The sequence below is a fragment of the Nitrososphaera viennensis EN76 genome, from assembly GCF_000698785.1.
Taxonomy (GTDB): Archaea; Thermoproteota; Nitrososphaeria; order Nitrososphaerales; family Nitrososphaeraceae; genus Nitrososphaera; species Nitrososphaera viennensis.
In genome coordinates this window covers 2276250-2299947 of sequence record NZ_CP007536.1, presented here as the reverse complement: position 1 = coordinate 2299947, position 23698 = coordinate 2276250, and the positions used below count along the sequence as shown (strand labels likewise).

The 23698-nt window shown below is 52.6% G+C and carries 29 protein-coding genes and 1 tRNA gene; 15 read left to right on the top strand and 15 right to left on the bottom strand.

Features of this window, described 5'->3' with window-relative positions:
- Window positions 1-3: 3 nt before the first annotated feature.
- Genes mtnA through NVIE_RS13085 form a run of 3 tightly spaced genes read right to left on the bottom strand, consistent with a single transcriptional unit; the run spans window position 4 to window position 2772 of the window.
- Window positions 4-1059, bottom strand: coding sequence for an S-methyl-5-thioribose-1-phosphate isomerase (gene mtnA, locus NVIE_RS13095; RefSeq protein WP_075055656.1), 1056 nt, complete (start codon window positions 1057-1059; stop codon window positions 4-6).
- A gap of 35 nt (window positions 1060-1094) precedes the next feature.
- Window positions 1095-1370, bottom strand: coding sequence for a hypothetical protein (locus NVIE_RS13090; RefSeq protein WP_075055655.1), 276 nt, complete (start codon window positions 1368-1370; stop codon window positions 1095-1097).
- Window positions 1371-1398: 28 nt separating this feature from the next.
- Window positions 1399-2772 carry a nucleotide sugar dehydrogenase gene (locus NVIE_RS13085; RefSeq protein WP_075055654.1) on the bottom strand — a complete coding sequence of 458 codons (1374 nt, stop codon included), beginning with the start codon at window positions 2770-2772 and terminating at the stop codon, window positions 1399-1401.
- Between the two features lie 42 nt (window positions 2773-2814).
- On the opposite strand from NVIE_RS13085, the gene NVIE_RS13080 reads away from it, so the two are divergent.
- Window positions 2815-3726, top strand: coding sequence for a hypothetical protein (locus NVIE_RS13080; protein WP_075055653.1), 912 nt, complete (start codon window positions 2815-2817; stop codon window positions 3724-3726).
- Here NVIE_RS13080 and NVIE_RS13075 read toward each other — a convergent pair.
- From NVIE_RS13075 to NVIE_RS15755, 3 genes are all read right to left on the bottom strand, one after another.
- A complete protein-coding gene (locus tag NVIE_RS13075; protein ID WP_075055652.1) occupies window positions 3713-3961 on the bottom strand; it encodes a hypothetical protein in 249 nt (82 codons plus the stop codon). The two genes, NVIE_RS13080 and NVIE_RS13075, sit on opposite strands and share 14 nt — an antisense overlap.
- Before the next feature lie 112 nt (window positions 3962-4073).
- Window positions 4074-4328, bottom strand: a complete 255-nt coding sequence (locus NVIE_RS13070; protein WP_075055651.1) for a hypothetical protein — start codon at window positions 4326-4328, stop codon at window positions 4074-4076.
- Window positions 4329-4450: 122 nt separating this feature from the next.
- Window positions 4451-4612, bottom strand: a complete 162-nt coding sequence (locus NVIE_RS15755; RefSeq protein ID WP_169736205.1) for a hypothetical protein — start codon at window positions 4610-4612, stop codon at window positions 4451-4453.
- Between the two features lie 192 nt (window positions 4613-4804).
- Between NVIE_RS15755 and NVIE_RS13065 the strand changes: the two genes are divergently transcribed.
- The 4 genes from NVIE_RS13065 to NVIE_RS16200 all read left to right on the top strand — a co-directional run bounded on the left by NVIE_RS13065 (window position 4805) and on the right by NVIE_RS16200 (window position 7417).
- On the top strand, window positions 4805-5905 hold the full coding sequence (locus NVIE_RS13065; protein ID WP_158435244.1) for a hypothetical protein: 1101 nt from the start codon (window positions 4805-4807) through the stop codon (window positions 5903-5905).
- Window positions 5906-6044: 139 nt separating this feature from the next.
- Window positions 6045-6353 carry a hypothetical protein gene (locus NVIE_RS13060; protein ID WP_075055649.1) on the top strand — a complete coding sequence of 103 codons (309 nt, stop codon included), beginning with the start codon at window positions 6045-6047 and terminating at the stop codon, window positions 6351-6353.
- 157 nt (window positions 6354-6510) lie between these two features.
- Window positions 6511-7161, top strand: a complete 651-nt coding sequence (locus tag NVIE_RS13055; RefSeq protein WP_075055648.1) for an ammonia monooxygenase family protein — start codon at window positions 6511-6513, stop codon at window positions 7159-7161.
- 121 nt (window positions 7162-7282) lie between these two features.
- Window positions 7283-7417, top strand: coding sequence for a hypothetical protein (locus NVIE_RS16200; protein ID WP_258914131.1), 135 nt, complete (start codon window positions 7283-7285; stop codon window positions 7415-7417).
- 104 nt (window positions 7418-7521) lie between these two features.
- Here the strand turns inward: NVIE_RS16200 and NVIE_RS13050 are convergent.
- The 6 genes from NVIE_RS13050 to NVIE_RS13025 all read right to left on the bottom strand — a co-directional run bounded on the left by NVIE_RS13050 (window position 7522) and on the right by NVIE_RS13025 (window position 11886).
- Window positions 7522-7596, bottom strand: a tRNA-Pro gene (locus tag NVIE_RS13050).
- 31 nt (window positions 7597-7627) lie between these two features.
- Window positions 7628-8692, bottom strand: coding sequence for an AmmeMemoRadiSam system radical SAM enzyme (gene amrS, locus NVIE_RS13045; RefSeq protein WP_075055647.1), 1065 nt, complete (start codon window positions 8690-8692; stop codon window positions 7628-7630).
- Window positions 8693-8743: 51 nt separating this feature from the next.
- Window positions 8744-10246, bottom strand: a complete 1503-nt coding sequence (locus NVIE_RS13040; protein WP_084790841.1) for an MFS transporter — start codon at window positions 10244-10246, stop codon at window positions 8744-8746.
- 6 nt (window positions 10247-10252) lie between these two features.
- Window positions 10253-10690: a MarR family winged helix-turn-helix transcriptional regulator gene (locus NVIE_RS13035; protein WP_075055646.1), complete on the bottom strand. Its 438-nt coding sequence runs from the start codon at window positions 10688-10690 to the stop codon at window positions 10253-10255.
- A gap of 217 nt (window positions 10691-10907) precedes the next feature.
- Complete coding sequence (locus NVIE_RS16345) at window positions 10908-11168, bottom strand: winged helix-turn-helix domain-containing protein (RefSeq protein WP_075055645.1); 261 nt, start codon at window positions 11166-11168, stop codon at window positions 10908-10910.
- Window positions 11169-11277: 109 nt separating this feature from the next.
- Window positions 11278-11886 carry a hypothetical protein gene (locus NVIE_RS13025; protein WP_144239743.1) on the bottom strand — a complete coding sequence of 203 codons (609 nt, stop codon included), beginning with the start codon at window positions 11884-11886 and terminating at the stop codon, window positions 11278-11280.
- 160 nt (window positions 11887-12046) lie between these two features.
- Here NVIE_RS13025 and NVIE_RS13020 point away from each other — a divergent pair, with 160 nt between their 5' ends.
- Window positions 12047-12670 (top strand): hypothetical protein, encoded by a 624-nt coding sequence (locus NVIE_RS13020; protein WP_144239742.1) that lies wholly within the window; start codon window positions 12047-12049, stop codon window positions 12668-12670.
- Window positions 12671-12774: 104 nt separating this feature from the next.
- Window positions 12775-13323 (top strand): tetratricopeptide repeat protein, encoded by a 549-nt coding sequence (locus NVIE_RS13015; protein ID WP_075055642.1) that lies wholly within the window; start codon window positions 12775-12777, stop codon window positions 13321-13323.
- Between the two features lie 305 nt (window positions 13324-13628).
- Here NVIE_RS13015 and NVIE_RS13010 read toward each other — a convergent pair whose 3' ends face one another.
- Entirely contained in the window at window positions 13629-14138 is a 510-nt protein-coding gene (locus tag NVIE_RS13010) for a hypothetical protein (protein WP_144239741.1), read from the bottom strand.
- Window positions 14139-14196: 58 nt separating this feature from the next.
- Here NVIE_RS13010 and NVIE_RS13005 point away from each other — a divergent pair, with 58 nt between their 5' ends.
- The 8 genes from NVIE_RS13005 (at window position 14197) to NVIE_RS12970 (ending at window position 21283) form a co-directional block, all read left to right on the top strand.
- On the top strand, window positions 14197-14472 hold the full coding sequence (locus NVIE_RS13005) for an RpoL/Rpb11 RNA polymerase subunit family protein (RefSeq protein WP_075055640.1): 276 nt from the start codon (window positions 14197-14199) through the stop codon (window positions 14470-14472).
- A 25-nt stretch (window positions 14473-14497) separates the two neighbouring features.
- Window positions 14498-14821 carry a transcription factor S gene (locus NVIE_RS13000; protein WP_075056205.1) on the top strand — a complete coding sequence of 108 codons (324 nt, stop codon included), beginning with the start codon at window positions 14498-14500 and terminating at the stop codon, window positions 14819-14821.
- Window positions 14822-15480: 659 nt separating this feature from the next.
- A complete protein-coding gene (gene kdpA, locus NVIE_RS12995; protein ID WP_144239740.1) occupies window positions 15481-17115 on the top strand; it encodes a potassium-transporting ATPase subunit KdpA in 1635 nt (544 codons plus the stop codon).
- A gap of 9 nt (window positions 17116-17124) precedes the next feature.
- Complete coding sequence (locus NVIE_RS12990; protein ID WP_075055639.1) at window positions 17125-19281, top strand: HAD-IC family P-type ATPase; 2157 nt, start codon at window positions 17125-17127, stop codon at window positions 19279-19281.
- Window positions 19282-19306: 25 nt separating this feature from the next.
- Window positions 19307-19783 carry a potassium-transporting ATPase subunit C gene (locus NVIE_RS12985; RefSeq protein ID WP_075055638.1) on the top strand — a complete coding sequence of 159 codons (477 nt, stop codon included), beginning with the start codon at window positions 19307-19309 and terminating at the stop codon, window positions 19781-19783.
- Between the two features lie 128 nt (window positions 19784-19911).
- A complete protein-coding gene (locus NVIE_RS12980; protein WP_075055637.1) occupies window positions 19912-20154 on the top strand; it encodes an Lrp/AsnC family transcriptional regulator in 243 nt (80 codons plus the stop codon).
- A gap of 20 nt (window positions 20155-20174) precedes the next feature.
- On the top strand, window positions 20175-20915 hold the full coding sequence (locus NVIE_RS12975; protein WP_075055636.1) for a hypothetical protein: 741 nt from the start codon (window positions 20175-20177) through the stop codon (window positions 20913-20915).
- A gap of 116 nt (window positions 20916-21031) precedes the next feature.
- Entirely contained in the window at window positions 21032-21283 is a 252-nt protein-coding gene (locus NVIE_RS12970; RefSeq protein WP_075055635.1) for an Lrp/AsnC family transcriptional regulator, read from the top strand.
- Here the strand turns inward: NVIE_RS12970 and NVIE_RS12965 are convergent.
- Both NVIE_RS12965 and NVIE_RS12960 read right to left on the bottom strand, forming a co-directional pair.
- Entirely contained in the window at window positions 21280-22551 is a 1272-nt protein-coding gene (locus NVIE_RS12965; RefSeq protein ID WP_075055634.1) for a phosphoribosylglycinamide synthetase C domain-containing protein, read from the bottom strand. The two genes, NVIE_RS12970 and NVIE_RS12965, sit on opposite strands and share 4 nt — an antisense overlap.
- A 54-nt stretch (window positions 22552-22605) precedes the next feature.
- Window positions 22606-23607 carry a cation diffusion facilitator family transporter gene (locus NVIE_RS12960; RefSeq protein ID WP_158435243.1) on the bottom strand — a complete coding sequence of 334 codons (1002 nt, stop codon included), beginning with the start codon at window positions 23605-23607 and terminating at the stop codon, window positions 22606-22608.
- Window positions 23608-23698 lie beyond the last annotated feature (91 nt).

The window sequence follows — 23698 nt, the reverse complement described above, 5'->3', positions numbered from 1 at the left end:
GCGCTAGCCCAAAAGCGCCTTCAGGTTCTTTTCAAAGGGCGGCTTTAGCACGCCCCTTTCGGTGATGATGCCTGTTATCAGCTCTGGAGGCGTCATGTCAAACGCGGGATTAAATATCCTGACGCCCTTTGGCGCGACCCTCTTTTTGCCCACCTTTACCACCTCGTCGACAGAGCGCTCCTCTATCACGACGTCTTTTGGATCGCTCTCAAAGTCAAACGTCGACAACGGGGCCGCGACGTAGAACGGCACCTTGTGCCTGCCTGCAAGTATCGCCACCTGATAGGTCCCAATCTTGTTAAAGACGTGGCCTGTACGAAGCACCCTGTCTGCGCCGACAATGACGCGCTTTATTGCGCCCCTTGCCATCATGTGGCCCACGGCCGTGTCAGGTATCAGGCTGACGTCGACCCCGTCATGCTGCAGTTCAAACGCGGTGAGCCTTGCACCCTGCATCACCGGCCTCGTCTCGGTCGCTATCACGCTCAGCCGCTTGCCCGATTCTCTTGCCGCCCTTATCACGCCAAGCGCGGTGCCGTATGCGACTGTCGCAAGCGAGCCGGCGTTGCAGTGCGTCAGCACCACGTCTCCGTCCCGGAACAGCCTTGCCCCGTTTGCGCCCATCTCCTTGTTGGCCTTGACATCTTCTTCCCACATTTTTTGCGCCTCGGAAAGCACGGTCTTTTTTGCATCTTCAAGCGTCTTGGCGCGCTTGGCTTTTCCCATCACGCGCTCTAGCGCCCAGAACAGGTTGACCGCGGTCGGGCGCGTCGCCCTCAGCTCCTTGAACGCGGTGTCAAGGTCGGTCATGAGCTCTGGAAGCGTATTGGCGTTACTGTTCTGCGCGGCAAGCGCAAGCCCCAGCGCCGCGCTCACGCCTATTGCAGGCGCGCCCCTGACCACCAGCTTTTTTATCGCGTCTGCAACCTGGTGGTAGTCGGTGCACTTGACGTACACCAGCTTGTTTGGAAGCTTTGTCTGGTCAATCATGACAACTGCGTTGTCTTTCCATTCTACGGTAAGCAAAAGATCGAGGTTCTTCTTCTTGCTCTTGGCCAAGCAGGAAGAAAAACGCCTCTTGGGCGGTATTAAACCTAACTAGGGTTTTTCTTGCGTTTTTTCAGCCCTATTGCAAGCAGGACCGCCCCGGCAATGATCGCAGAAAAGCCGGCTGCCGACAGCACGGCTGCGGCAAGACGCGGCTCGGCGATGCAGGGGCACATCACTGACACGTCATCGCCGGCTCTCATCGCAGGGCAGTTGCATACGACGGAAAAGCTGAATGACGCGAGCACCTCCAGAACAAACCCAACTCCAAGGGCCGCTAGGCCGGCGAGCGCCAGCTTGTGCACGCCAGTTCTCACGGACACAAGAGTATCAAAATATTTTTGCGCTTGCCTACGGGATGCTCTCCTTCTTTCGGCCTATCGACGCAAACCTGCCGGCAAATTTCGTCCCGTCAAGCATGCCCCGGCCGTCGTACACCGCTGCGTCGCCCGTGTCACGCTTTGACAGCTTTTGGTACTCTTTGTGGTCGGTGGCAAGCACCACGAGGTCTGCGCCATTTAGCGCGGCCCGCAGGTCCTGCGTTAGTTTGATGTCTGCCGCAAGCGCCGGGTCGCTTTTCACCATCGGGTCGTGGACGCGGATTTCCGCGACGCCGGCCTTTTTCAGCTCGTCGATGACGCTGTAGGTCGGCGAAAGCCGGGTGTCGGACACGCCTCCGCGGAACGCAAGGCCGAGGACCGCCACCTTGCACTGCGCCGGCGCAGTAACCCCGTCAAGGAGGCTTAGCGCCTGCGACACGCAGTACGCCGGCATCGAGTCGTTGACGTTCCTGCCAAGCCTGGTGATGTTGCACTCGGCTTTTGCCATGTCGGCCGTGTGCAGTATGAACTGTGGGTAGACGGGTATGCAGGCCCCGCCGACTCCGACTCCGGGCTTGTGGATGTGGCAGAACGGCTGCGAGTTTGCCCCTTCCCTTGCCTCCCAAAAGTCGACTCCCACCTTTTCGCAAAAGCGCGCCATCTCGTTTGCAAGGGCGATGTTGACGTCCCTGTACACGCCTTCAAGCAGTTTCTCTGCCTCGGCTGTGCGCATGTTTGTCATCGTTATCACGCCGCGCCTGAACACGAGCGAGAACAGCTTTGAGCCTGCCTCGACGCTTTTTGGGCCGGCGCCAGACACTATTGCAGGGTAGCGCTCCTCAATGTCCTCAATCGCCCTTCCCTCGTAGATGCGCTCGGGGCTGTAGACCATGAAAAAGTCGCGCTCTGCCTGGAGCCCGCCGCTTTCCTTTTCCAGTATCGGGACGACGACGTCTTCGGAAGTGCCGGGAGGAACGCTCGGGTTCAGGACCACAAGGTCGCCCTTTTTGAGCCCCTTTCCCACCGACGAGGCGACCTGCTTGACTGCGCCAAGGTCGGCAGAAAGCGACTGGCCGACTGTCAGCACCGGCACGCAGATCATCTTCACCTGTGAGTCCTGCGACGCCCTGACCGGATCATCATAAACAGAGAAGCGCTTTTGCTTGAGCCCCTTTGAAAACGCCTCGTTCACGCCAGGCTCTGGCACGTGCGTCCTGCCCTTTCTGGCGCTTTCAAGAACTGAAGGCGACTTGTCTACTCCTATGACGTGGGCGCCAAACCGGAGCCACACGGATGCTATAGGCGAGCCGACATGGCCAAGGCCGTAGACGGCAATTTTCACCTTGCCGGATTTTATCTTGCCTGCAAGACCCGAAACCGCGCTGTTGCTAGTCTTTTTTTTCATATTGCGCAGGCAATTTTCACCCTGTCGCCCGTATAAGCTTTAATGCGTGTACCGGCCCTTGGCATGGTGTTGGTGCCCAAGGCAGTCAGGGATTATGCCGCAGAGCTGCCCCATCCGACAGGCCTGGTGGGTTGCAGGGCCACCGGCGAAATGTCCCACACTTGCTGCGAGTACGACATTGCCGTGTTTGGGCAGGGCGAGAACAGGCTGGAAAAGGTCGACGGCCACGTTGTAGAGCTGGTGCACATCAGCCGGCCCAGGGATCACCTCGTCGCCTTGAAGGGCATGTCAATAATAAGAGATTCCAAAGAGTTTTACGTTTCATCGGCTCTCAATGGCATAACAGAGGAGAAGTTCAAAAGGGCCCTTTTTGCGTCCGGCAGAAAGGCGCTTGTAAGCTCGCTTTTCTGCCAGCAAAGGTTCAAGCTTTCCAGGGAGAAACAACAGCCGGCGACAGGCGCCATGTGGCTCAAGATGGCCTCGTACCACCTTGTCGCCGGCACCCTTGCGGTTTTCGGCGCGCGTCCGATGCCCCTGCACGAGCTTGCCCAGGCAAGGCAGGCGGATCTGCCTGCCGACGCGGCAGACGGCGTCCAGGTTGCGCTTGAATGCATCGGGATAGAGCGCGCCACCAGGCCGGCAATAGCAAGGTCGACAGAAGCAATGCTGGAGCTGAAATCAAAGGACTATGACAGGGAGCTTGTACGCGCCAAGATAGAGCACCTGCTCGAAAAGAGCATGCTTGCTGACTGCTACTATTACGCCGGCAGGGTCGCGGCGGAAAACCTGGCTTCAAGAAACGACGCGTTTTTCAGGCGCTATTCCAAGCTTGTCCAGCTTGCGATGGACTTATCTGGCGATGAGCAGCAGCTGGAGAAGCTGCAGAAGAGCCTGTCTTTGGCCGCAAAAAGGGGCCTAAAGACGGATGCTACTACTACTGCTACTTTCTTCTGACTGTCAGGACCGGCGGCGCTTCCTCGACCATCTTGGCGGCCTTGGCGCGCAGCTTTGCCTTGTACTTCAGGTTCCTTGGCTTTGTGCGGAGCCTGTACCCGCAGCACGGGCACCAGAGGCCGTCCCACTTGATGAATATCTCGCAGATCTGGCACCTCTTCTGCCCGCTGGCGTACCTGCCCGAGCCGACTGGCTTTTGAGCCTTGTGACGGATGCATATACCCTTGCAAGTCATGTGTTGATTACCCCCACACTTTGCAAAATTTCTATTTCTATATTAGTAACAATCGGTTATGATTTGTATGCATCGGTGGAGAATGAAAACAAGAAAAAAGGCCGGAATTGGCCTAGCGGATGTCTATTTTCTTGACGCTGAACGCCTCGTGCATCGTGACGTACTCATCAAGCTTCATCTTGATGTCGTCCGGCTCGGTGTCATCCATGCCGGTCATCCCAGCCTTGAATGAGATCTTGTTGCCAGAGACGTTTACGTCCGAAACTGCCATATCGGCATACACGTTTGCGAGCTCGTTTGCCCAGTCCTTGGCTTCAGCTGCATCCACGCCTGTCGTTTCGATCGTTACGCTATACATTTTGGTCACTCAAAACCACCAAGGACGCATTTTGCTCCGGCATTAATAAAGTTGGCGTATATGAGCCAAGGGCAGCTATTGGAGCATTTAAACAGTGACAGAATTTCAAATATAAATAGAGAAGAAGCACACTACTTTTGCTCAAAGCCCCAGTACTTGACGAGCTCCTTCTCGAACGAGTTGAACTGGTCGTCGTTCAGCCCCTCGCCGCAGTTCTTGTGCGTCGGGATGACCCTCAACCCCGAGAGCTTGAACTCTACTTCATAGAACGTGACCTTGGCACATTTGCACATATGTCTCTCTGCTGCATCTGTCTTGAAGTGCTCCACTTATTTATTTATCGTCGCCGCCGCAAAGCGGCGGGCAAGAGGCTAAAAATAAACATTTATCAGGTTGCAAATTTTACTTCCATTATAATGGAGTCCAGGTATTTCGCCTTCTCGGCGATAGCTGCAGTACTGGTTTTCGGAGTCCTGACCAGTGTTATGAGCGTCAAGAGCGCTTACGCGGTCGACGACCTCTGGTATGTAGGCGAAGGCGCCAAACAGGACATGTATGTAAAATACAGGATACAGGAATATGACACCAACAACGGCGCGCCGTTTGACATGACGATCTACTTCAAGGAAAAGAATGCCGACGGCAACTGGGTGGCGCCGACGTTTGTTGAATACAAAGGAGAGGTCTTTAATGGCACGCTCATACTTGGAGACAACCTTGCAGCCCTCGGCGGAGGGTCGCAGGTGCCGGACGACATGAGGGTTTTCGTCGGAGGCTATGGCCGCTCGCTCCAGTGGCTCGAAGCGTTCACATCGGTATCAAAGCCCCTTTCGCTCAAAGCCGGCTCGTGGGGCAAGATAGCTGCAATAGGTGGAGAAGAGCTCAAGCCGCAGGGGTCACAACAGGTCACGGTGCCAGCAGGCACGTATGACACGACAGTGGTGGGATGGCACAAGGGCGTGGACAACAAGATGTGGATACTCAACGAATTCCCGTTCCCGGTCAAGGCAGAGACGTTTGTAGAGGTGGCATCAGGCCAGCCGCCGACCCAGTTCAAGTATGAACTGCTTGCGACAGGCACGGGCCAGCCGCCGGCTCCACAGTCAGTCGAAGAGATCCCGCAGCCCCCGCTCCAGCAGTCCACGCGGCGCGGAACCTATGACGTGACTCTGAGCTGGAACCCGGTCGACATACAGCCAAATGGCAACACGACGTTCACCGTCAGCTTTGCAGATAATAACGGACAGGGGCTTCAGAGGGTCAGCTATGACTTTACCGTGACGGACAAGAGCGGAAATGTCATTTACGACAAAAAGAACGCGTTTACAGGCTCTAGTTCGTCAGGAACCCAGACGGTCAAGATGGGCGACGGAGGACCGGTCAGCATCAGCGTGATTCTCAACTCGGTGAGTGGAGTCAGCACCGGCGCGTTTACAGAGGAAGCGGACTTTAACGTAGTAGTCGTGCCCGAGTTCCCGGTAAGTGCAGCGATAATCGCCGCAATAGCGGTTGCATTCATCGTGGCCATGACCAGGTTCAAGGGCAACATGGGAAGCATGTTTGGCGGAAGAAACAACGCGCTCTAGCCAAACAAACCCCCCTTCTCCCTTTTTCCTCCCCCCTTTTTCCTTTCTTTTTCACACACATACGAAATCCGCGCAAGCTGGCCTTGCCATACCTGCCAACAGCAAAATTTAAAAAGGCATGCCCTAATTCTATAGCAGAATGACTCTACCAAAGGGATATGGAAGTGGTGGACGTAAGGGTGGTAGCGGTGGAGGCGGCGGCGAGAGCCGTGACGACATCGAACGCATGATCGGCCGCAGAGTCGAAAACATGAAGGGGATTTACATTCTGGGCTTTGCGCTGTGCTGGGCTGCAACTGCGGGCGGTGTTTACGTAGGCATCACGGTCTACCCATGGGCATACCCGTTGCCTAGCGGATTATACGCACTATCCGTTCTGACCGTAATCGAAGCCCTCGGATTCTTCTTCATCATGAAGATCACGGGCGAGAAGACGGTAAGGGCTTAAGGAAGCCTTTTTTCTCTTTTTCTTTTTCGCCATCCCTCTGCGTACAGTAGGCTTTATTCAGGTCATGTCTTCTACAAATCGGAGAGTATGTGCGAATTTCGCACAAGATTTTTGACAATGGTAAATCTTAAATACAAGCATTCTGTCATGGTTTCCAATGGTCTGGCTTAGACGTACAACGCACTACATATTCATAGTAGTCGTTGCTGTCAACAGCACGCTGCTAACCATCAACGCAGGAGACTACATCTTCTACACAGACTGGATGTGGACATCCTTCGTAGTATTCTCCGTGTCACAGTCGACGATGCTCGCTGTGGGTGCGGTATACTACATGTTGTTCACAGGCGTTCCGGGTACAGCCACATACTACGCCACAATCATGACTATCTACACATGGGTCGCAAAGGGTGCATGGTTTGCACTTGGCTATCCATACGACTTCATCGTGGTGCCAGTGTGGATTCCGTCGGCAATGCTGTTGGACCTCACGTACTGGGCGACAAGACGCAACAAGCACGCTGTCATCATCATTGGCGGCACGCTGGTTGGCCTATCCTTCCCGCTGTTCAACATGGTCAACCTGTTGCTCGTCAGGGACCCGCTTGAGGTAGCCTTCAAGTATCCGAGACCGACGCTGCCTGCATACATGACGCCTATAGAGCCCCAGGTAGGTAAGTTTTACAACTCGCCTGTGGCGCTAGGTTCTGGCGCTAGTGCAGTGCTAACAGTACCCATGACTGCGTTGGGTGCGAAACTTAACACGTGGACATACAGATGGATGGCCGCGTGGAGCAAGTGGGACTAAACCTCCCCTTTTCCTTTCTTTTTCTCATTTTATTTATCACAACCTAGCACATGCTATAACACTTCTTGGAATTCGGCACTCATCGACAACTTTATCTTCGACGATCGCCTGATTGAACAGCATGGCTGACGCAATGAGCACGTACGCCATCACCATAGGCATCTTTGTGTTCCTCGTCGGGGTGCTGTTTGCGACAAGGGCAAGAAGGGGACGCGGTCCAGAGGCACAGGAAGGGCGTCCTGCTGAATCAGGCTAGCAGCGGCAGAAAAGAAGAGAGAACAAAAAAAGCTTGTACCAGCGGCAGGCAGGGCGGGTCGCTACTAGGCACCACGATATTATCAGTATTTTCAAGCAGAAAAATGGGGTCGGCCGGATTCGAACCAGCGACCTCCAGCGCCCAAGGCTGGCATCCTAACCAAGCTAGACAACGACCCCGCAGACTGCGGGCGGCAAGCGCAATTTTAACCTATACAAACTGGAAGCGCCGCTTCTGCTTGTGCAGGCTGCCCACTATTGGAAGATTGTAGCCGCAAGTTTTGCAGCGGTTGTCTGCATCAAGGTTCCATTCGTCGACGTAAAAGCCATAGCGCCCGATTGCAACGGCGTTGCAGCCGGGGCAGTACGTGTCCTCGAGGGGGTGTCCAGGCACGTTTCCAAGGTATGCATAGGTCAAGCCCTCGTTTTTTGCGACCTGGTAGTGTTTTTCAAGCGTCTCTACAGGCGTCAGCCCAAACTCCATCATCTTGTAGTCTGGGTGGAAGCGCAGGAAATGGACCGGCGTGTCAGGCCCAAGCTCGTCGCGTACAAACCTGCACAGCTTCTTTGCCTGCTCCAGGTCGTCGCCCACCCTTGGCACTATCAGGTCCGTGACTTCGACGTGGATTTTCGTCTTGTTTTTTATCTCTTTGAGCGTCTGAAATATCGGGTCTGCGCTTGGGATGCCGATGTAGCGCCTGACAAACTCTTGCTTGCCCGAACCCTTGAAGTCGACGGTAATGCAGTCGAGGAACTTGGACATTTCATTCACGGACTCGGGCGTGTCGTAGCCATTTGACACAAAGATGTTGAATATGCCCCGCTTGTGCGCTTCAATCCCGCAGTCGCGGGCAAACTCGATGAATATTGATGGCTCGTTGTACGTGTAGGCCATCCCCTGCGCGCCCTGCAGCTCTGCGGCCTGCACAACCTGCTCTGGCGTCATTTCCGTCCCCTCTACCTTTCTCCGCTGCGAAATGTCATAGTTCTGGCAGTACTGGCATAACCAATTACAGCCGGTTGTCGCGATTGAAAATATCGACGAGCCCGGCTGGTAATGGGTAACGGGCTTTTTCTCTATCGGATCGATATTGCCTGCAATCACCCGGCCGTACACAAACAGCCGCAACCTGTTGTTGACGACTCCCCGGACGCCGCACAGGCCGGTCTTTCCCTCAGGTATCTCGCAGTAGCGGGCGCACGCCGTGCACCTCACCCTGCCATTTGGCAGTGCAACGCCAAGCTCTGCGTCCCTGCCGGGGACCTCGCTCTGCATAGTGCAATATTCGCGTCATAATCTTATAAATCCACATGGATCTTGTGTGTGTCAGGCAGTGCGCAGCGATACGGGAATCGATTTTCTCAAGAGTACAGACATCACTACCGACAGCGTTGCCAGAATCGCGGCGCCGACAAATATCATCGTGTAGGTCTCTGGCGCAGGAAAGGTGCCAGAAAACCCGTCTGCGGCCACAAGGTGGGTCTGCATAAGCACCCCGGCCATGGCAGGCCCGACCGAGCTTCCGACTATTCTCAAGAGCGTAGTGTTGCCAAGCGATGATACCATCTGGCGCTGGGGCGTGTTCAACAGTATTATGTTCATTATGCCTACGCTGCCAAGCGATAGGCCGGTAGAGATTATCCCGAGGCTCACAGACACCATCCAAGGAAGTGAATGGAACGAGGCGAGAAGTACAAAGCCAAGGACGTTGACGGCGCTACCGATTATCGCAGGACGTATCGAGCCCATCTTTGACACGATAAACCCGGAGGTCGGCCCAAACACCAGAAGGATTACTGCGAATGGAAGCTGTATGGTTGCCGCCTCTGTAACGTCCGCGCCAAAGCCTATCGGCTCGGGGCTCTCCGCAAGTATCGGGATGGTCTGGAACACCATGAACATCGAAAAGCCGATGACTATTATCATGACGTTTGCCAAGAGCAGCGTCCTGTTCTTGAAGATGTGGTAATCTACAACCGGGTGCGTGGCCCGACGTTCTATGAGCACGAATGCCGCAAAGGAAGCAGCGCAGACTCCAGATACTGCAAGCAACATTGGCATGCTGCTGCCTCCGCCGGCGTCGGGCCTGAGATATGTGAGGAGGAGCAGGAACGACGTTATCACTATGGCAAGCGCAACTGCGCCATAGATGTCAAGCGACGGCTTTGGCTCCACTCCTACTGCTGGAGGGCCGGCGCTGGCGCCGTTTCCCTGCTGCTGCGGCTGCCATTGCGGGTGGATCTGGCCTTCGCGTATTGACCGCATGATGACAACTAGCAATAGGGCCGTGATGGGCACTATGGATAGAAACGTCATCCTCCATCCAAATGCTTCTGAAATCCCTGCGCCCACGAGCAGGCCCAGTATCGACCCGCTTGCAAACATGGACGTGATTATGCCCTGGCCTATGGCAAGCCGGCTCCTTGGGAACTGCTCCCTTACTATGCTGAATGCAAGCGGGAACATTGCCATGCCCACTCCCTGCATCCCCCTTGCCACGATAAAGCTGTAGAGGTCGTTTGTGACCCCGCCAATTACCACGCCTGCGCCATAGACCAGCATTATGTACAAGAGTATCTTTTTCTTGCCGTGCATGTTGGCAAGGCTACTGGCAATTGGCGTCATCACCGCGCCGGCTATCAGGTATGTGGTCAATATCCACGGCGAGATGCTGTAGGGAAGCGAGAACTCGCGTATTATGTGTGGAAGTGACGGCACCAGCATGGTCTCGGCGTACATCACCATCGTGGCGATGGAGCTGAGAATTGCCAGTGTCTTCCACGCAGAAAGCGGGATCTTGTCTGGGCTTGGGCTTTTTTCTTTTTCCACGGAAAATCACTGCCTTGCGGCTTTTTGTTGGATCTCTGCGACAGGGGTCTTTTGCTGCGACTCTAGGTAGTCGGCGACGTTTTTGGAGATCATGTCCAAAACGTGCCTGGTCGTGTCCAGATCGTCTTTTGCTATGCCCTTGTACGCCACCTTTCGTACCCGTGCGATACTTTCATCTATGGCATGTTGAAGCGACCGCGATCTTTCAGTAAGGTATACCCTGTTGTTTCTCCGGTCGGCCTCGTCCTGCCTCCTCTCGACTAGCCCTTCACGCTCCATCTTGTCTATTATCGGGACGAGTGTCGGGGCCTCGATGCAGATGCCGTCTGCAATTTCCTTCTGGGCCATCCCGTTCTTTTGCGCAAGCGTCATGATCACTTTTGCTTGACTCCAGCTGATCCCCACGCTCTTTTGGAGATCAAAATCAAATGCCTTTTGCATCATAATAACAGTATTTTTAACCGTCAATCCAAGGTTAGCTTGATTGCTCTTTTGCATTTAGTTAGTAACCTAATGATTAAGGGACAAACCAACTAATAAATATTGGCCATCTATAGCGCTGTAACGTTATAGTCTCATCCAAGTGGCAGATGAGCCGGAGACGTTACAGTACGGGCTGTCCAAGTTGGAAGTTGTCCTAGCAAAAAAAGGAAGGTTCAGATCATGTTCGACGTTGTCCGTAAAGATACACATTAAATTCTAAGCATTTGGCAAACATTTCTTTTCCGGAAGAGGTTAAGCAGTATGTGTTCCCGTCTGTTAGTACGTAATTGTTTGCGCATAGCCATTCAATATACTTGTTAAAAAGATCCCACCTTAGTCGGCTTGCCAAGTGCAAATGCGTTTTCTTCAGAGATATCGCGTTGCTGAAGGCTTCCGCTAAGCGGCAAAGTACGCGTATATCTGGATCAAACGACTTCATGAGCACGTTGTATCTATTTTTGGATATATAAAAATTATAGTATCACATTCTAGGTAAAGATAATCTTAGAATTCACCGTAATTTAGGATCGTATACTATACATACCTGCCTAGCAGGGCCGGGGAGACCCATTGACAAATGATCGTAGAGCAATCATAAGCCCAAGAGCTAGCATAGTCACTATGAATACATACGGAAATTCAGGTATTGTGGGCGCGCTTATAGTGTTGGCTATATGTAAATTATTGACGGAAGATTCAAAATCAGATTGATGTTTCTCAAATTCCGAGTCTGATGGTGCGACATAACCCAATGTTATCATATCCTGCTCTGTTTGAAAGAAGTAGACCTTCGCCTTATAAAATGGGAAACCATCACATTCTGTCAAACTTACGGATGTTGCTTGCATTTCATTAATGATGACTTCCTCTATTGTTTTTTCCTTACAGGTACTTTCATCAATGTTCTTGAGGAGGTTAGTCTGGTTTGCTACCTGTCTTGTCACAGTATTTACGAAAATGCTTGCAGTTGTTGTTACCGAAGTTTCGTTTACCATAGCCTGACCCGGGCTCACCACGATACTAGTGGAATTATCAGGAGATCTGACAAAATTTCCTGTCCATCCTTCAGGAAAAATGATTTCTAAATTGTTATCCGGACTCACAAATCTTCCTTCAATCGTAGCTTTTTGAGCATAAATTACTTCAATAGAATCCAATGATAATACGAATAGTAAGCACAACAATAATGATTTAATGGTAATATAGGATAACACGAGGAAAAGAAAATTTATGATATTAAAAACATTGCTCACCCAAGGATTGTGTTAAAGGTGAGTCTGGTTTATTGGCAGAGTACCATATTTTGACTCGATGATCTTGAACAACAAGATCCGCATTGCAATGTTGATGTCTGCGGTTCTGTTGATAGGTGCATTCTCTGTGCCTTTAACTACCGCGAACGTTGCCTTTGCGGAAGAAAAGAAACCCGATAAGGTCAGAACGCAAGAAGAATTCAAGAACCATCTGAAGGAATATTTGCCAATCGAAGAATACCCCGTAGAGAATCAAAAATTTGACAAACAACCAAGTACATTAGCAGGTCCAACCGATTCCTTGCAAGCGAGAATAGGCTATCACTACCAATGCAATGTGATCTTTGTGTGTGACAGAGTTGTCAAAGATTGGACCAGCATTCCCTATGGTGGGACTCCGCAGCAACTGACTGGCTATACTCAAGAATACAACCCTTGGATTCAGGTCTATTATGAAATGAGAGCAGGATACACCGGGTACTACTCCGGCGCAAGGCTAACTGACGTTTCAGAACCACCAGACTGGCACTCGATATGGACGAATGTAGGAGCTTACACATTCAAGGAAGCACAGATATTGCAGCCCGGGCACACAGATTCACCAACCCTTACAGACAGCAATACAGGTGTAGAAGCAGGCTCGTTCATCTACGTTGAGTTTACCTTCACAAGCTACAGCCCCCTGTGAGGTATGGCGATCCCTCATTTTTTATTTACACAAATCGATGTCTGAACTCAACAGATCTTGGCCTAGTAATTAAATATGTGAAACAAGCAAGTATCATACATATAATGCCAGAAGAGTCCTATATCTCAGACACTGGATTTTATCTAGATTCCCATTCAATACCGGCTCGAGTGTTTTATAGTGCATCTTCCTACACAACAGGTGCAACATTTCAGATCTCTGAAAAAGAAACGGCTACAAAGCTTGCAGAAATAAGAATAGATGCTTATCGCATTAACAATAAGGAACATAATGAGCCTCTCTACGACTTGTCCATAGAGTACAAACTAGACGAGTGGCGTGACGATCATGATACTGCGGCATTGCTAGAAAAGATTGCGCAGCAATTAAAGCGGAAACGTCATGCCCACAACGTCAATACATCCGAAAAGTATCAAAATGCCTTACAGAGCCGACTTTCTGAATTAGATGAAAAACTGAAGGAAAATCCTAGCAGCCCTGCTTTGCTCAAAGAGAAAGGAGTAGTATTTTTCAATCTACAAAGATACAAAGAGGCACGAGCGTGCTTCGACAAGGTATTGGAAATTAACCGCGACGATGAGGATGCCTTATTCTTTAGACGTGCATCTCTAAAATACGACTCTGACTCCTGAGGTGCTATCGTTAACAGGATGGCATGCATCATTACCTGAGTTTAGCTCACGATAACTCGTCGAACTCCTGACAGAGCCATTGCAAATCTTGCATGGGTACAGTCGAATAAATCATCGGTCAAGCACTTCTGTTTCTTATCTGAGCTCCGAATATTGGTTATCCTTCCCAGAGTCTTTCAAAAAAGGATGTAGTCTTCAGGCGCTGTAACGTTATAGTCTCATCCAAGTGGCAGATGAGCCGGAGACGTCACAGTACTCTATCTATACAAAGTGAAAAAGCATGCAAAAAAATGCGGCAAAAAATCTCAAGCAACGGCGCGCAATTCTACTTCGTTTGACCTGGCCGATATTTCCACCGGCTCTGTATAATCGTGCTTGCCCCACTGCACGCGAATGTCGGCAGACAGCCGGTGGGCGCCAGATGCAAGCTCTGTTCCTGTTAGCTCTATCACCTTGTTGACGTCGAACAGGAGCGACCTTGCCTCGTCCTCGGAGAGCGGGTAAAACGGAGTCTCGTCCTTGACGACTGACACCCATATCCTGTGCGGGATCTTGGGGTTTCTGGTCCAGAACAGCGCGGCTTTTCTCACGAACTTGAGCGGCATGACGACCTTCCTACCCGATTTAATGTCCACTTCAATAGTCATGCGGAAGCCGTTGTCGTGCTTGTTGTACGCCTTTTCCCAGTTCTTTTGCGAAAACGCCTCGCGGATCGCCCCGTCTATCTTGAAGCTGAGGCTCAGCGTGAGCGGCTGGTCGGCCTTGACCGTGTCGTGCGATTTTTCAAGAGTTGCGCCGCTGATGTAGCTCGACAATATCTCCAGCCATGGTATCATTTATATCCTCAATAAGTAGTTGTCTGTGTTACGTATCATGCTTGCAGAGATCACCGATTTTAAGGACAATGAACTTGAGCTGAAGGTGCGCGAGGAGGACATCTCTATCCTCTACATCGTCCAGCACGAGCTCTTGAAGGAAAAAAGCGTTGATTTTGCAGGGGTGATGCTCCAGCACCCACTCACCAAGGATTTCAAGATGAGGGTTGCGACAAAGAGAAAGGACCCAGTCGAGGTCATACAGGACGCGGCTGTTTCGGCTGCTGATTATTCCAAAGAGCTTGCCGGCCTTGTCAAGGCGGCGCTAAAATAACACGCGGGTGGTGTTTTACACAAATATGCGCTTTTGCCCAGAATGCCAGACGCGCTTGAAGCCATCAGGCGATGACGTAGTCTGCCCAAAGTGCGGATTTAGAGCAAAAAAGGGCGCTTCTGACGGCAAGAGCGTGACGGAGGTCAAGCAGGTCACCGGCAGGAACGCGTCGCTCAAGGTCATGGACGACGACAAGCAGCAGGACCTGCCCACTATAACCATCCAGTGCCCGACCTGCGACAACAACACGGCAGTATGGTGGATGCTCCAGACGAGGTCGGCGGATGAGGCTACGACCCAGTTTTTCAGGTGCACCAAGTGCAACCACACTTGGCGTAACTACTCGTAGGTTTTTCCTGTTCCAGCAAATCTGGCTTTTCGATAGAATCAGGTTCTATCATATTTCTATGTTTAATAGTGGCATACAGATGTATGCGGATCTCTTCGAGTTTGCTGGAAATATTTTTTGTACACAGGAAAAGCGCCGGGGCTATTTTTGTTTGCGGCGCATTATGTTGAAATAAATAGCGATCTGCAATTTGTCGTTTTAGCGCGCTTCCAAGTTTTGAGCCAGGATTGAACTAAATCCACTGAACGGGACAGGGACTGCTAGCCCTATCAAAACTGCCAAGAATCATGGAATTCATCTCACATTGTTGTGCCAAAGTTGAAAATATGACGCAGCCGGTCTGGCATGCAAGAATCGAGCGTGACGCTTTATAAGCAAACCCGCAAAAAATGGCCTAGCAAAAGTGCCTTTTTGAAAATAGAAGCTGGAAACATGACAGTTCTCCACTTTCATGAGCTAGAGGCCATATAATTTCTTGCAATATCAGGCAATAAAAATAAAAATTTTCCATATTTTCGTTTTCACAACCCTTTAATATTCAACGTTCTAGATGCGGTTTAGATGATCTAGTTGGGCAGAATTTCTTTACTGTCAGATCCCGAGGACGCGATGATGATAATGATGTCCCTTCAAAGCCAGACAAGGAGGCAGTAATAGTTTTGGCAGATCCAACCGTGCAATTGGCAGTACTGCTTGGAAGCACCGTTACGATGGCGGTGCTGTTTGGGACGTACATGGCAAGGATGATAACGTACGAGAGCAGGCCGCTGGAAAAGACGCTGGCAAGGGTTGAAAACGGATTCTACAAGATGGTCGGGATCGACAAGGACCAGCAAATGAGCTGGAAGGAGTACCTCCTTGCCCTTGTAGTGACCAACGCCATAGTGGCAGGTTTTGTATTCGTCATGCTGATGGCCCAGGGCCTCCTGCCGGTGTCGCAGGGCCTAGATGGATTTAGCCCGGACCTTGCCTTCCATACGGCGGCATCTTTTATCACAAATACCAACCTCCAGCACTATGCAGGCGACCAGCAGCTTTCGGTATTTTCACAGATGACAGTAATTACTTTCATAATGTTTGTTGCGCCGGCGTCCGGCATTGCGGCAGCATTTGCTTTCATCAGGGCATTTATCAGGAAAAATTTCGGCCTGGGCAACTTTTACGTCGACTTTATCCGCGTCATCGTGACGCTTTTACTTCCCGTGGCGTTTGTCTCTGCCCTGCTCTTGGTGTTCCTGGGAGTCCCGCAGACCCTCGCCCCATCGGCAACCGTGGGCACGTTGGAAGGCGGCCAGCAGACGATGGTCATGGGCCCCGTGGCGTCGCTCGAATCCATAAAGCAGCTTGGAAGCAATGGCGGCGGCTATTTCTCTGCTAATTCCGCCCACCCGTTTGAAAACCCAAGTGGGCTTTCAAGCATGTTTGAAACACTCTTGATGCTTGTCATACCGCTCTCGTTCCCGATTGCGTTTGCAAAGCTGGTCGGGAAGGGAAGGGGCGTTTCGATCCTGATAGCAATGCTTGCAGGGTTTGGAGTGATGCTCGGAATAGCGCTTGTACAGGAAAGCGGGCCGGCGCTCCTTGAAACCCGGTTCGGCAGCTTTGGAAGCGTGCTGTTCAACGTAGGGTCCTTATCCACAAACACGGGCGCCGTCGCGTCCTCACTTGCAGGCATGTCCCCGAGCGCGGTTACCGGCCTCTTCCTTGGCATGTTCGTCCAGGCAATCCCCGGCGCGGACGGCACGGGCATGATGACCATGATAGTCTACGTGGTCTTGACCCTGTTCATAGTCGGGCTGATGGTAGGCAAGACGCCAGAGTACCTGAGCATGAAGATAAGCTCGCACGACATCAAGCTGGCGGTGTTTATATTTCTGATACATCCGGCGCTGATACTCATCCCGACTGCAATATCGCTTATGAGTGGAGACGCGCAGACAGTACTTGGAACGCAAGGCCAGCAGACCGTCACGGCTACCGGATATACCCAGACGCTCTACGAATACACGTCGGCCGCTGCAAACAATGGCTCTGACTATTTTGGCACGTCGGCCGACACGCCGTTCTGGAACTATTCGACAGGGATCGTGATGCTGCTTGGCAGGTACATCCCTATTGGCCTGATGCTGGCAATCGCAGGCTCGTTCACCGTCAAGGACAGAAAGGAAGTCATCGAGCCCATCAAGACCCAGGGGCCGCTGTTCATAACCGTGCTGGTCGTCATGACGTTCCTTTTGACTGCGCTGACGTTCTTTCCGTTCCTTGCAATAGGGCCATTTTCGATGGGGAGTTGATGGATTACGATGAGCAAAAATAATAACAACAATATCCAAACAGCACGCGGAAAAAAAGAATCTGCGATAAGCGGCAGGGTGATCCGCGACTCGATCACAAAAATGAGCCCGTACGATCTTGCCAGAAACAGCCCGGTGATGTTTGCCGTCGAAGTAGGGTTCTTTCTTGTCCTTGCGATCGCGGTATTTCCAGACATCTCTAACGAATACGTGAACAAGAGCCAGGTATTCTACATAGAGAGTGCGATAATACTCATCCTCACCGTGTGGTTTGCGACATTTTCAGAGTCGCTCTCGGAAGCCCAGGCAAGGGCGAGGGTCGACTCGCTCCGGAGCCTGGAAAAAGAGGTTCCAGCGCGCAAGTGGGTAAACGGCAAGGAAACAATAGTCACGTCGACCAGCCTAAAGCCGGGAGACGAAGTCATAGTCCATGCAGGCGAGATCATACCCAGGGACGGACTTGTCAACGAAGGCAAGGCGTTTGTCGACGAGTCGATGATGACGGGCGAGTCCAATCCTGTCTTTAAGGAAAAGGGCGACAGGGTGATTGGAGGGACGAGGGTCGCAAGCGACAAGCTGCTGGTAGAGATCTCAGCAGAAATAGGACGCAGCTTTCTCGACCAGATGGTCGGCCTGATAGAGAGCGCGACAAGGCCCAAGACAAAGAACGAGATCGCGCTGACGATACTCCTGGCAGGGCTGTCGATAATATTCATCATGGTCATAGGCACCCTGCTGTTCTTTGCCCGCTTCCTCGGATACCCGGTGGACATCGCGACTCTTGTGGCGCTCTTGGTGGCGCTGATGCCCACCACCATCGGGGCGCTGCTTCCCGCAATCGGAGTCGCAGGGATCACAAGGCTTGGGCGCGACAACATCATTGCAAAATCCGGCAAGGGGATCGAGGCGGCCGGCGACTGCGACGTGCTGGTGCTTGACAAGACAGGCACCATCACCGAGGGAAGCAGGAGCGCAATAGCGTTCATGCCGATGCAGGGCTTTACTGAAGAGGACATTGGCCAGGCAGCGTTTGCAGCATCCATACACGACACTACACACGAAGGCAAATCTACGGTCTACCTTGCAGAGGCAAAGAATTTCGTGCCGCCACTTTTGGAAAAGATAATCACTGCAAAGCCGATAGAGTTCAGCGCAGAGACAAGGTACAGCGGCATAGAGCTCATCCCGAGCAAGAGGGCGACCCTGGAAGAGATGGAGGCAGTCAAGTCGTTCAACGGCCCGGTAAGCAGCGGCTGCAGAGTCGCGACAATGCTGCGAGAGATCACCCGCTCCAACAGGAACGCAAGGATCCTCAAAGGCTCCATAGACGCCATGCTTCCGATGGCCGACAACCTCAACGAGGCTGAGCTGAAATGGAAGTCCCAGGAAGTCTCAAAGACCGGCGGCACGCCCCTCATCGTGATGATCGACAGGACGGCCATAGGGCTTGTTGCGCTAAAGGACAACCTCAAGGAAAACATCCGGCAAAAGCTTGACGAGGTCAGGGCTACGGGAATAAGCACGGTTATGATAACAGGGGACAACAAGCTGACCGCAGAGGTCATTGCACACGAGGCAAATGTCGATCAGGTGATAGCAGAGGCCAAGCCCACGGACAAGCTGAGAAAAGTCGAGGAGGAGCAGAGAAGGGGCCACGTCATAGGCATGGTAGGCGACGGCACCAACGACGCGCCTGCGCTTGCCAAGGCCGACGTCGGCCTTGCCATGAACAGCGGGACAGCTGCTGCAAAAGAGGCCGCAAACATGGTCGACCTTGACTCGGACCCGTCAAAGATACTGAAGGTGGTCAAGCTCGGCAAGCAGCTGCTCATGACGAGGGGAGCCATAACCACGTTCAGCATCGCCAACGACGTGGCAAAGTACTTTGCGCTGCTGCCGGCGATGTTCATGGAGAGCAACCCCAAGATGCAGGCGCTCAACATAATGCAGCTGCACAGCGCCGAGACGGCGGTGCTGTCGACTCTGATATTCAACGCAATCATCATACCGCTCCTGATACCGCTGGCTCTAAAGGGGACGCGGTTCAAGCCCGAGCCCCCACAAAAGACGTTTGTGAGGAATATGTTCATCTACGGAATAGGCGGGGCGATACTGCCGTTTGCGGCCATCAAGGGGATCGACGTACTTCTGTCGATCTTTATGTGATAGGAGAGGAGGAGACAAGAAAAAGATGGAGATCAAGCCCGGAACGCTAAAGCCCGCAATCAGGGTGGTTGTGCTGATGCTGGTCGTGACCGGAATAGCGTACCCTCTTGCGCTGGTGGCGATAGGGCAGAGCGCGCTTCCGTTCCAGTCAAACGGGAGCATCCTGGAATTGAATGGAAAGGAGGTCGGGTCGCGGCTCGTCGCGCAGGAATTTTCGTCGCCCAAGTTTTTCCACCCCCGGCCTGCAGTGGAAACAGCGTCAGGAGTCGACCCCCACATAACCCCCGACGATGCCTATTCGCAGGCAAAGGGCGTAAGCCAGGCTACTGGCATACCGGAGAACTACCTCGTTACGATGATAGACCTCAACATCGAGAGAAACAGGTCGGCAAACCTGGTGGCTTTTGCCCCTGATCATGTCAACGTGCTAGAGCTGAACATAGAGCTTGCAAGGCAGTACCCGGACACATATGCAGAGTTCCTTGGAACGGGACAGGGATAAGGAGGAGGGAAAAGAACCGGATGGACATGGCCCTTGCAATATTTGTCGCGTCGCTTGCAGTTTCGGCAGCGGTGCTGGCCTATTCCCTGCTTAGAGCAGAAAAGTAGTAGTAGTGGTAGGCGCTCCAGATGACGTCTGCGTTTGTGTTCCTCAACTGCGACCCCAAGCTAGTACAGGCCGCCAAGAGCGAACTGGAGAACATTTCAAATGCCGCGGCCGTTTACGAGACGTCTGGAATATACGACATCATCGTAAAGGTCGATGCCAAGTCCGAAGAGGCCCTGCGCGATACCATAGTCAAGATAAGGACCGTGCCGGGCATGACGTGCACTACAACTACGATAATAGCCGTCAAAAAGGATCGACAATAGTAGCATATACGCGCGCAGCGATGCCGCGATTTTTTGCAGCCCGGCATTTAGAAACAAGACACATACATGCCCTTAACTCTTTTATCCAGTGCGGCCCTACATCATACATAGGCTCCAAATCAGAACGCAAGGACGGGGATCATTCCAGCGGCCTGACTTACCGCGAGAACATTCTGGCACATCTGGGAGCAAGGAAGGTAGAGTTCATCGCCACCGCCGTGATCTGCGCGGTCTTTGCGATCAGTTTTGCACACCTTGAATATTACTACATCAAGGACCCCGCGCTCCAGATCTCAAACGGCAAGGTCGAGGGGACGGCAAGTTCTTCTGCCAGCAGGGAAACCAGGCCAATCATCGGCAACATGTACCAGTACCACCTCTTCCCCATGCTCTTCATATTCATCCTCATCAGCTTTGTCGCCCTGTGGGACGACATGGCGTTCAAGCTGCTGGGCAAGCACAAGAGGAGAAAGGCGCTGTTTCTCGGGTTTGCAAACCTGATAGCAGCGATCCTTATCGAGGATTTTGCATGGTTTGCCAACAGGTGGCTTGTACCCCTTGCAGGCGACCCGAAGGGAGGCAGGCTGATGCAGTCTACGGACTGGACTTCGATGCACATGGGCGCAATCGATCTTGGAAGTTTCGTAATACCAAACTGGTACCTGCTTGCCTTGGCCATGGCCGCGCTGGCCTACTATGGCGCATTTCGCAAGCACGACCGCATAGAGGCATATACAACATCAACAGATAGACAATTATAGTTGCACTTTCAGGTACGAGTCTCTACCCCGGAAATGGAATTATGATTATACGAGCATAGAATCTGCGCCAAGATTCGCAGAGGGAGTTTAAATCTTGGGGCTGCGCTAGAATAACTGTGCGCAAAGTCATTGTTCTAGTGAACACCAGCCTTGGGAGCGACAGCCGCGTCGCAGAAGAGCTGCGCAAGATAGAAGGCGTGAAAGAGGTTTACAAGGTCCGCGGAGTTTACGACATACTGGTCAAGATAGAGGCTCCCGACCCGGACAGGGTCAAGGAGATAATATCTTCAAAACTGCGCAAGATAGACGACATCAGGTCGACTATAACGATGGTTGTCACGAACGACGGCATCAGCGCGCTTGCCTAGAGGTAACCAAGCGAAAGAAGCAGGTCGCTGTCCTTTATCCACTTGGCTCCAATGTCCGTGCGATAGAACATGTTCGGTATCATGATGTTTGCAACCCTGTTGTAAGCCTGCTGCCGGGCCTCTTCCGTTGTTATGCCCGACCCCGTTACAACCAGCGCATAGCCTGAGCGCCCTGCGATGCGCCAGTCGCTCCCGTCCTTTTTTATCTCGCCAAGGTGCACGCCGGCCATGTCCGGCTTTTTGAACAGCACGGTCGCGTCCTCGGAGAACTTGCGAAACGTCTTGTCGTCCGTGAACGGAAACGGCGGCACCGCGATCACCACCCCTATCTGGAACCCCTTCTTTGCCTCCAGCGCGACATTTTCCCCGCCTGCAATAGAATGGAGGAACCTGCCCCACTCGCCCGTCACCCCCTCCATGTGTATCGATATGGTCGGGTAGCCAAAGCGCGACGTGAACTCTAGCGGGTAGATGGCAGTCCCGTTTGCGATGCAGTTTATGTCGATATAGCCCACGTAGCCGGACTCGACCAGCTGCTGCTTCATCTTTTCAAGCGTCAGCCCAAAGATGCTGCTCTGGTGCGTCCAGAAAATTAAGGATCCCATCTCGCCCGTGCTTGGCCCGATGTCGCCGGGAAACAGCCTCTTGTGCTCAAAGTTCACGTTTATCGGCTTGACAAAGTCCTTGCCGTTGAAAAACGCGCCGACTGCGACTTCGACCCCGGAGGCAAACTGCTGGATCTGAAAGACCCGTATCTTGCTTGACCAGTGTTTCTTGTAGTGTGCAAGGACGTTTATCACGTCGTTTCCATCTGCCTCCTGTCCCACGAACAGGAGCTCTTTATCGTTCTGCGCCTTGCCGCTTGGCTTTATCACGTACCGCGACGGGTTGGCCTGCACGAATTTTATCGCCTCCTCAAAGTCGGAAAACGTCCGGCTCTGGAGTATCGAGACGCCGGCCCGGGCAAGCTCGTTCTGGCCAAACTCCCTGTCGCTCTCTAGCCTGTCGGTGTAGGCGCTCCCGCCCACGACCTTCTTGCCCTCCGCGCGCAGCTTGTCTGCGGCCCTGCCAAAGCCAATGTCGTCAAACACTATGACTTCTGCCCAGGAAACGTGGTCCTCCCACCTGTCGGCCTTTTCCACAAAGCCGTCGCCCACGTCCTTTTCAGTCTCGCTCTGCACGCAGAACTTCACTTCGTGCCCTTCTTGCACTATCCTGTATGCAAGGTCAAGGCTCAGGGCTTCTGGCGACACGAAAAGAAACTTCACGACGGAAAGAAGATGCGGCTCATTTGTTAAAGACTTTCTGGTTCTTCTTCTAGATCACAGTCGTGTATCCTTTTTTCCGTCAAAAGACGTCGGGTGCGGTATCACGGATATCCTGTCAATAAGCCGGAACTTGGAGCGAATAAGGCTCTGGACCTGAAGAGACAGCGATTCAAAGTCTGCCAGCTTTTTGTCCCCGTCGACTTCAAGGTGCACTTCTGCGTGGGCCATCATGCCGGTCGGCCTCAGGAACACCGACCTGACCCTCACCGGCTCTGCCTGGAACTTGGCCTCGATAAGCTGCTTGACGTTGTCAGAAGTGCCGGGGTTCTGCCATGCGTCAACAAGCGTGAGTGATGACTGCCTTAGCGAGAAATACGCGACAGAGAATATGTAGCCTGCAATTATCATGCCGCCGATTGCGTCCATCTGGAGGAACCCAAACTGCGACGCGACTAGCACGCTGACAAAACCGATTATCGATGCCGAGCCGTCTTTTATCGAGTTCTTGGCGTCCGTCTTGAGCGAAAGCAGGTCGTATTTTCGCGCTATCTTTCTCATCTGGAGCGCCCTATGGAGTGATATGGCGCCGGCGGCTGCCAGGACAACCATAGTCAGCACTGGCTGCTCTATCCTGTGCGGATCCATCAGCGACTCGTACGAGTGGAACAGGATGAACGCGCCTATGGCGACCATTCCTATTGCCGCAATGAGCGCGGCGAAACTTTCCACCTTGTAATAGCCAAAGGGGAATTTCTTGTTTGCAGGCCGGTTTGCCAGGTACAGCCCGACAAAGACGATGAGCGAGATCATGGCGTCAGAAAGCGAGTCGATGCCGTCTGCGGTTGCGACGATGCTCCCGCTTATCTGGCCCATTGCAAGCTCGGCTATGCCTATGGCGACCAGCGTTATCACGGAAATCTTGGCTATCCTCTGGCCCGCCTTCAGGCCCTCTGACACGCTAGTAACAGTAGTAGGGGTATTACTGCTAATGCTCCTTGCGGTTTCGGCTGCTGTCGGACTGCCACGCTGGACATCCACAGCGAAAGGATCGTCCAATAACCAGACAGTATAACTATCGAGATTATCGTATTTAAGAGTTGGACAAGGCTGCAACATTTGCAAACACGCTTGCAGATCTATGGCAGGA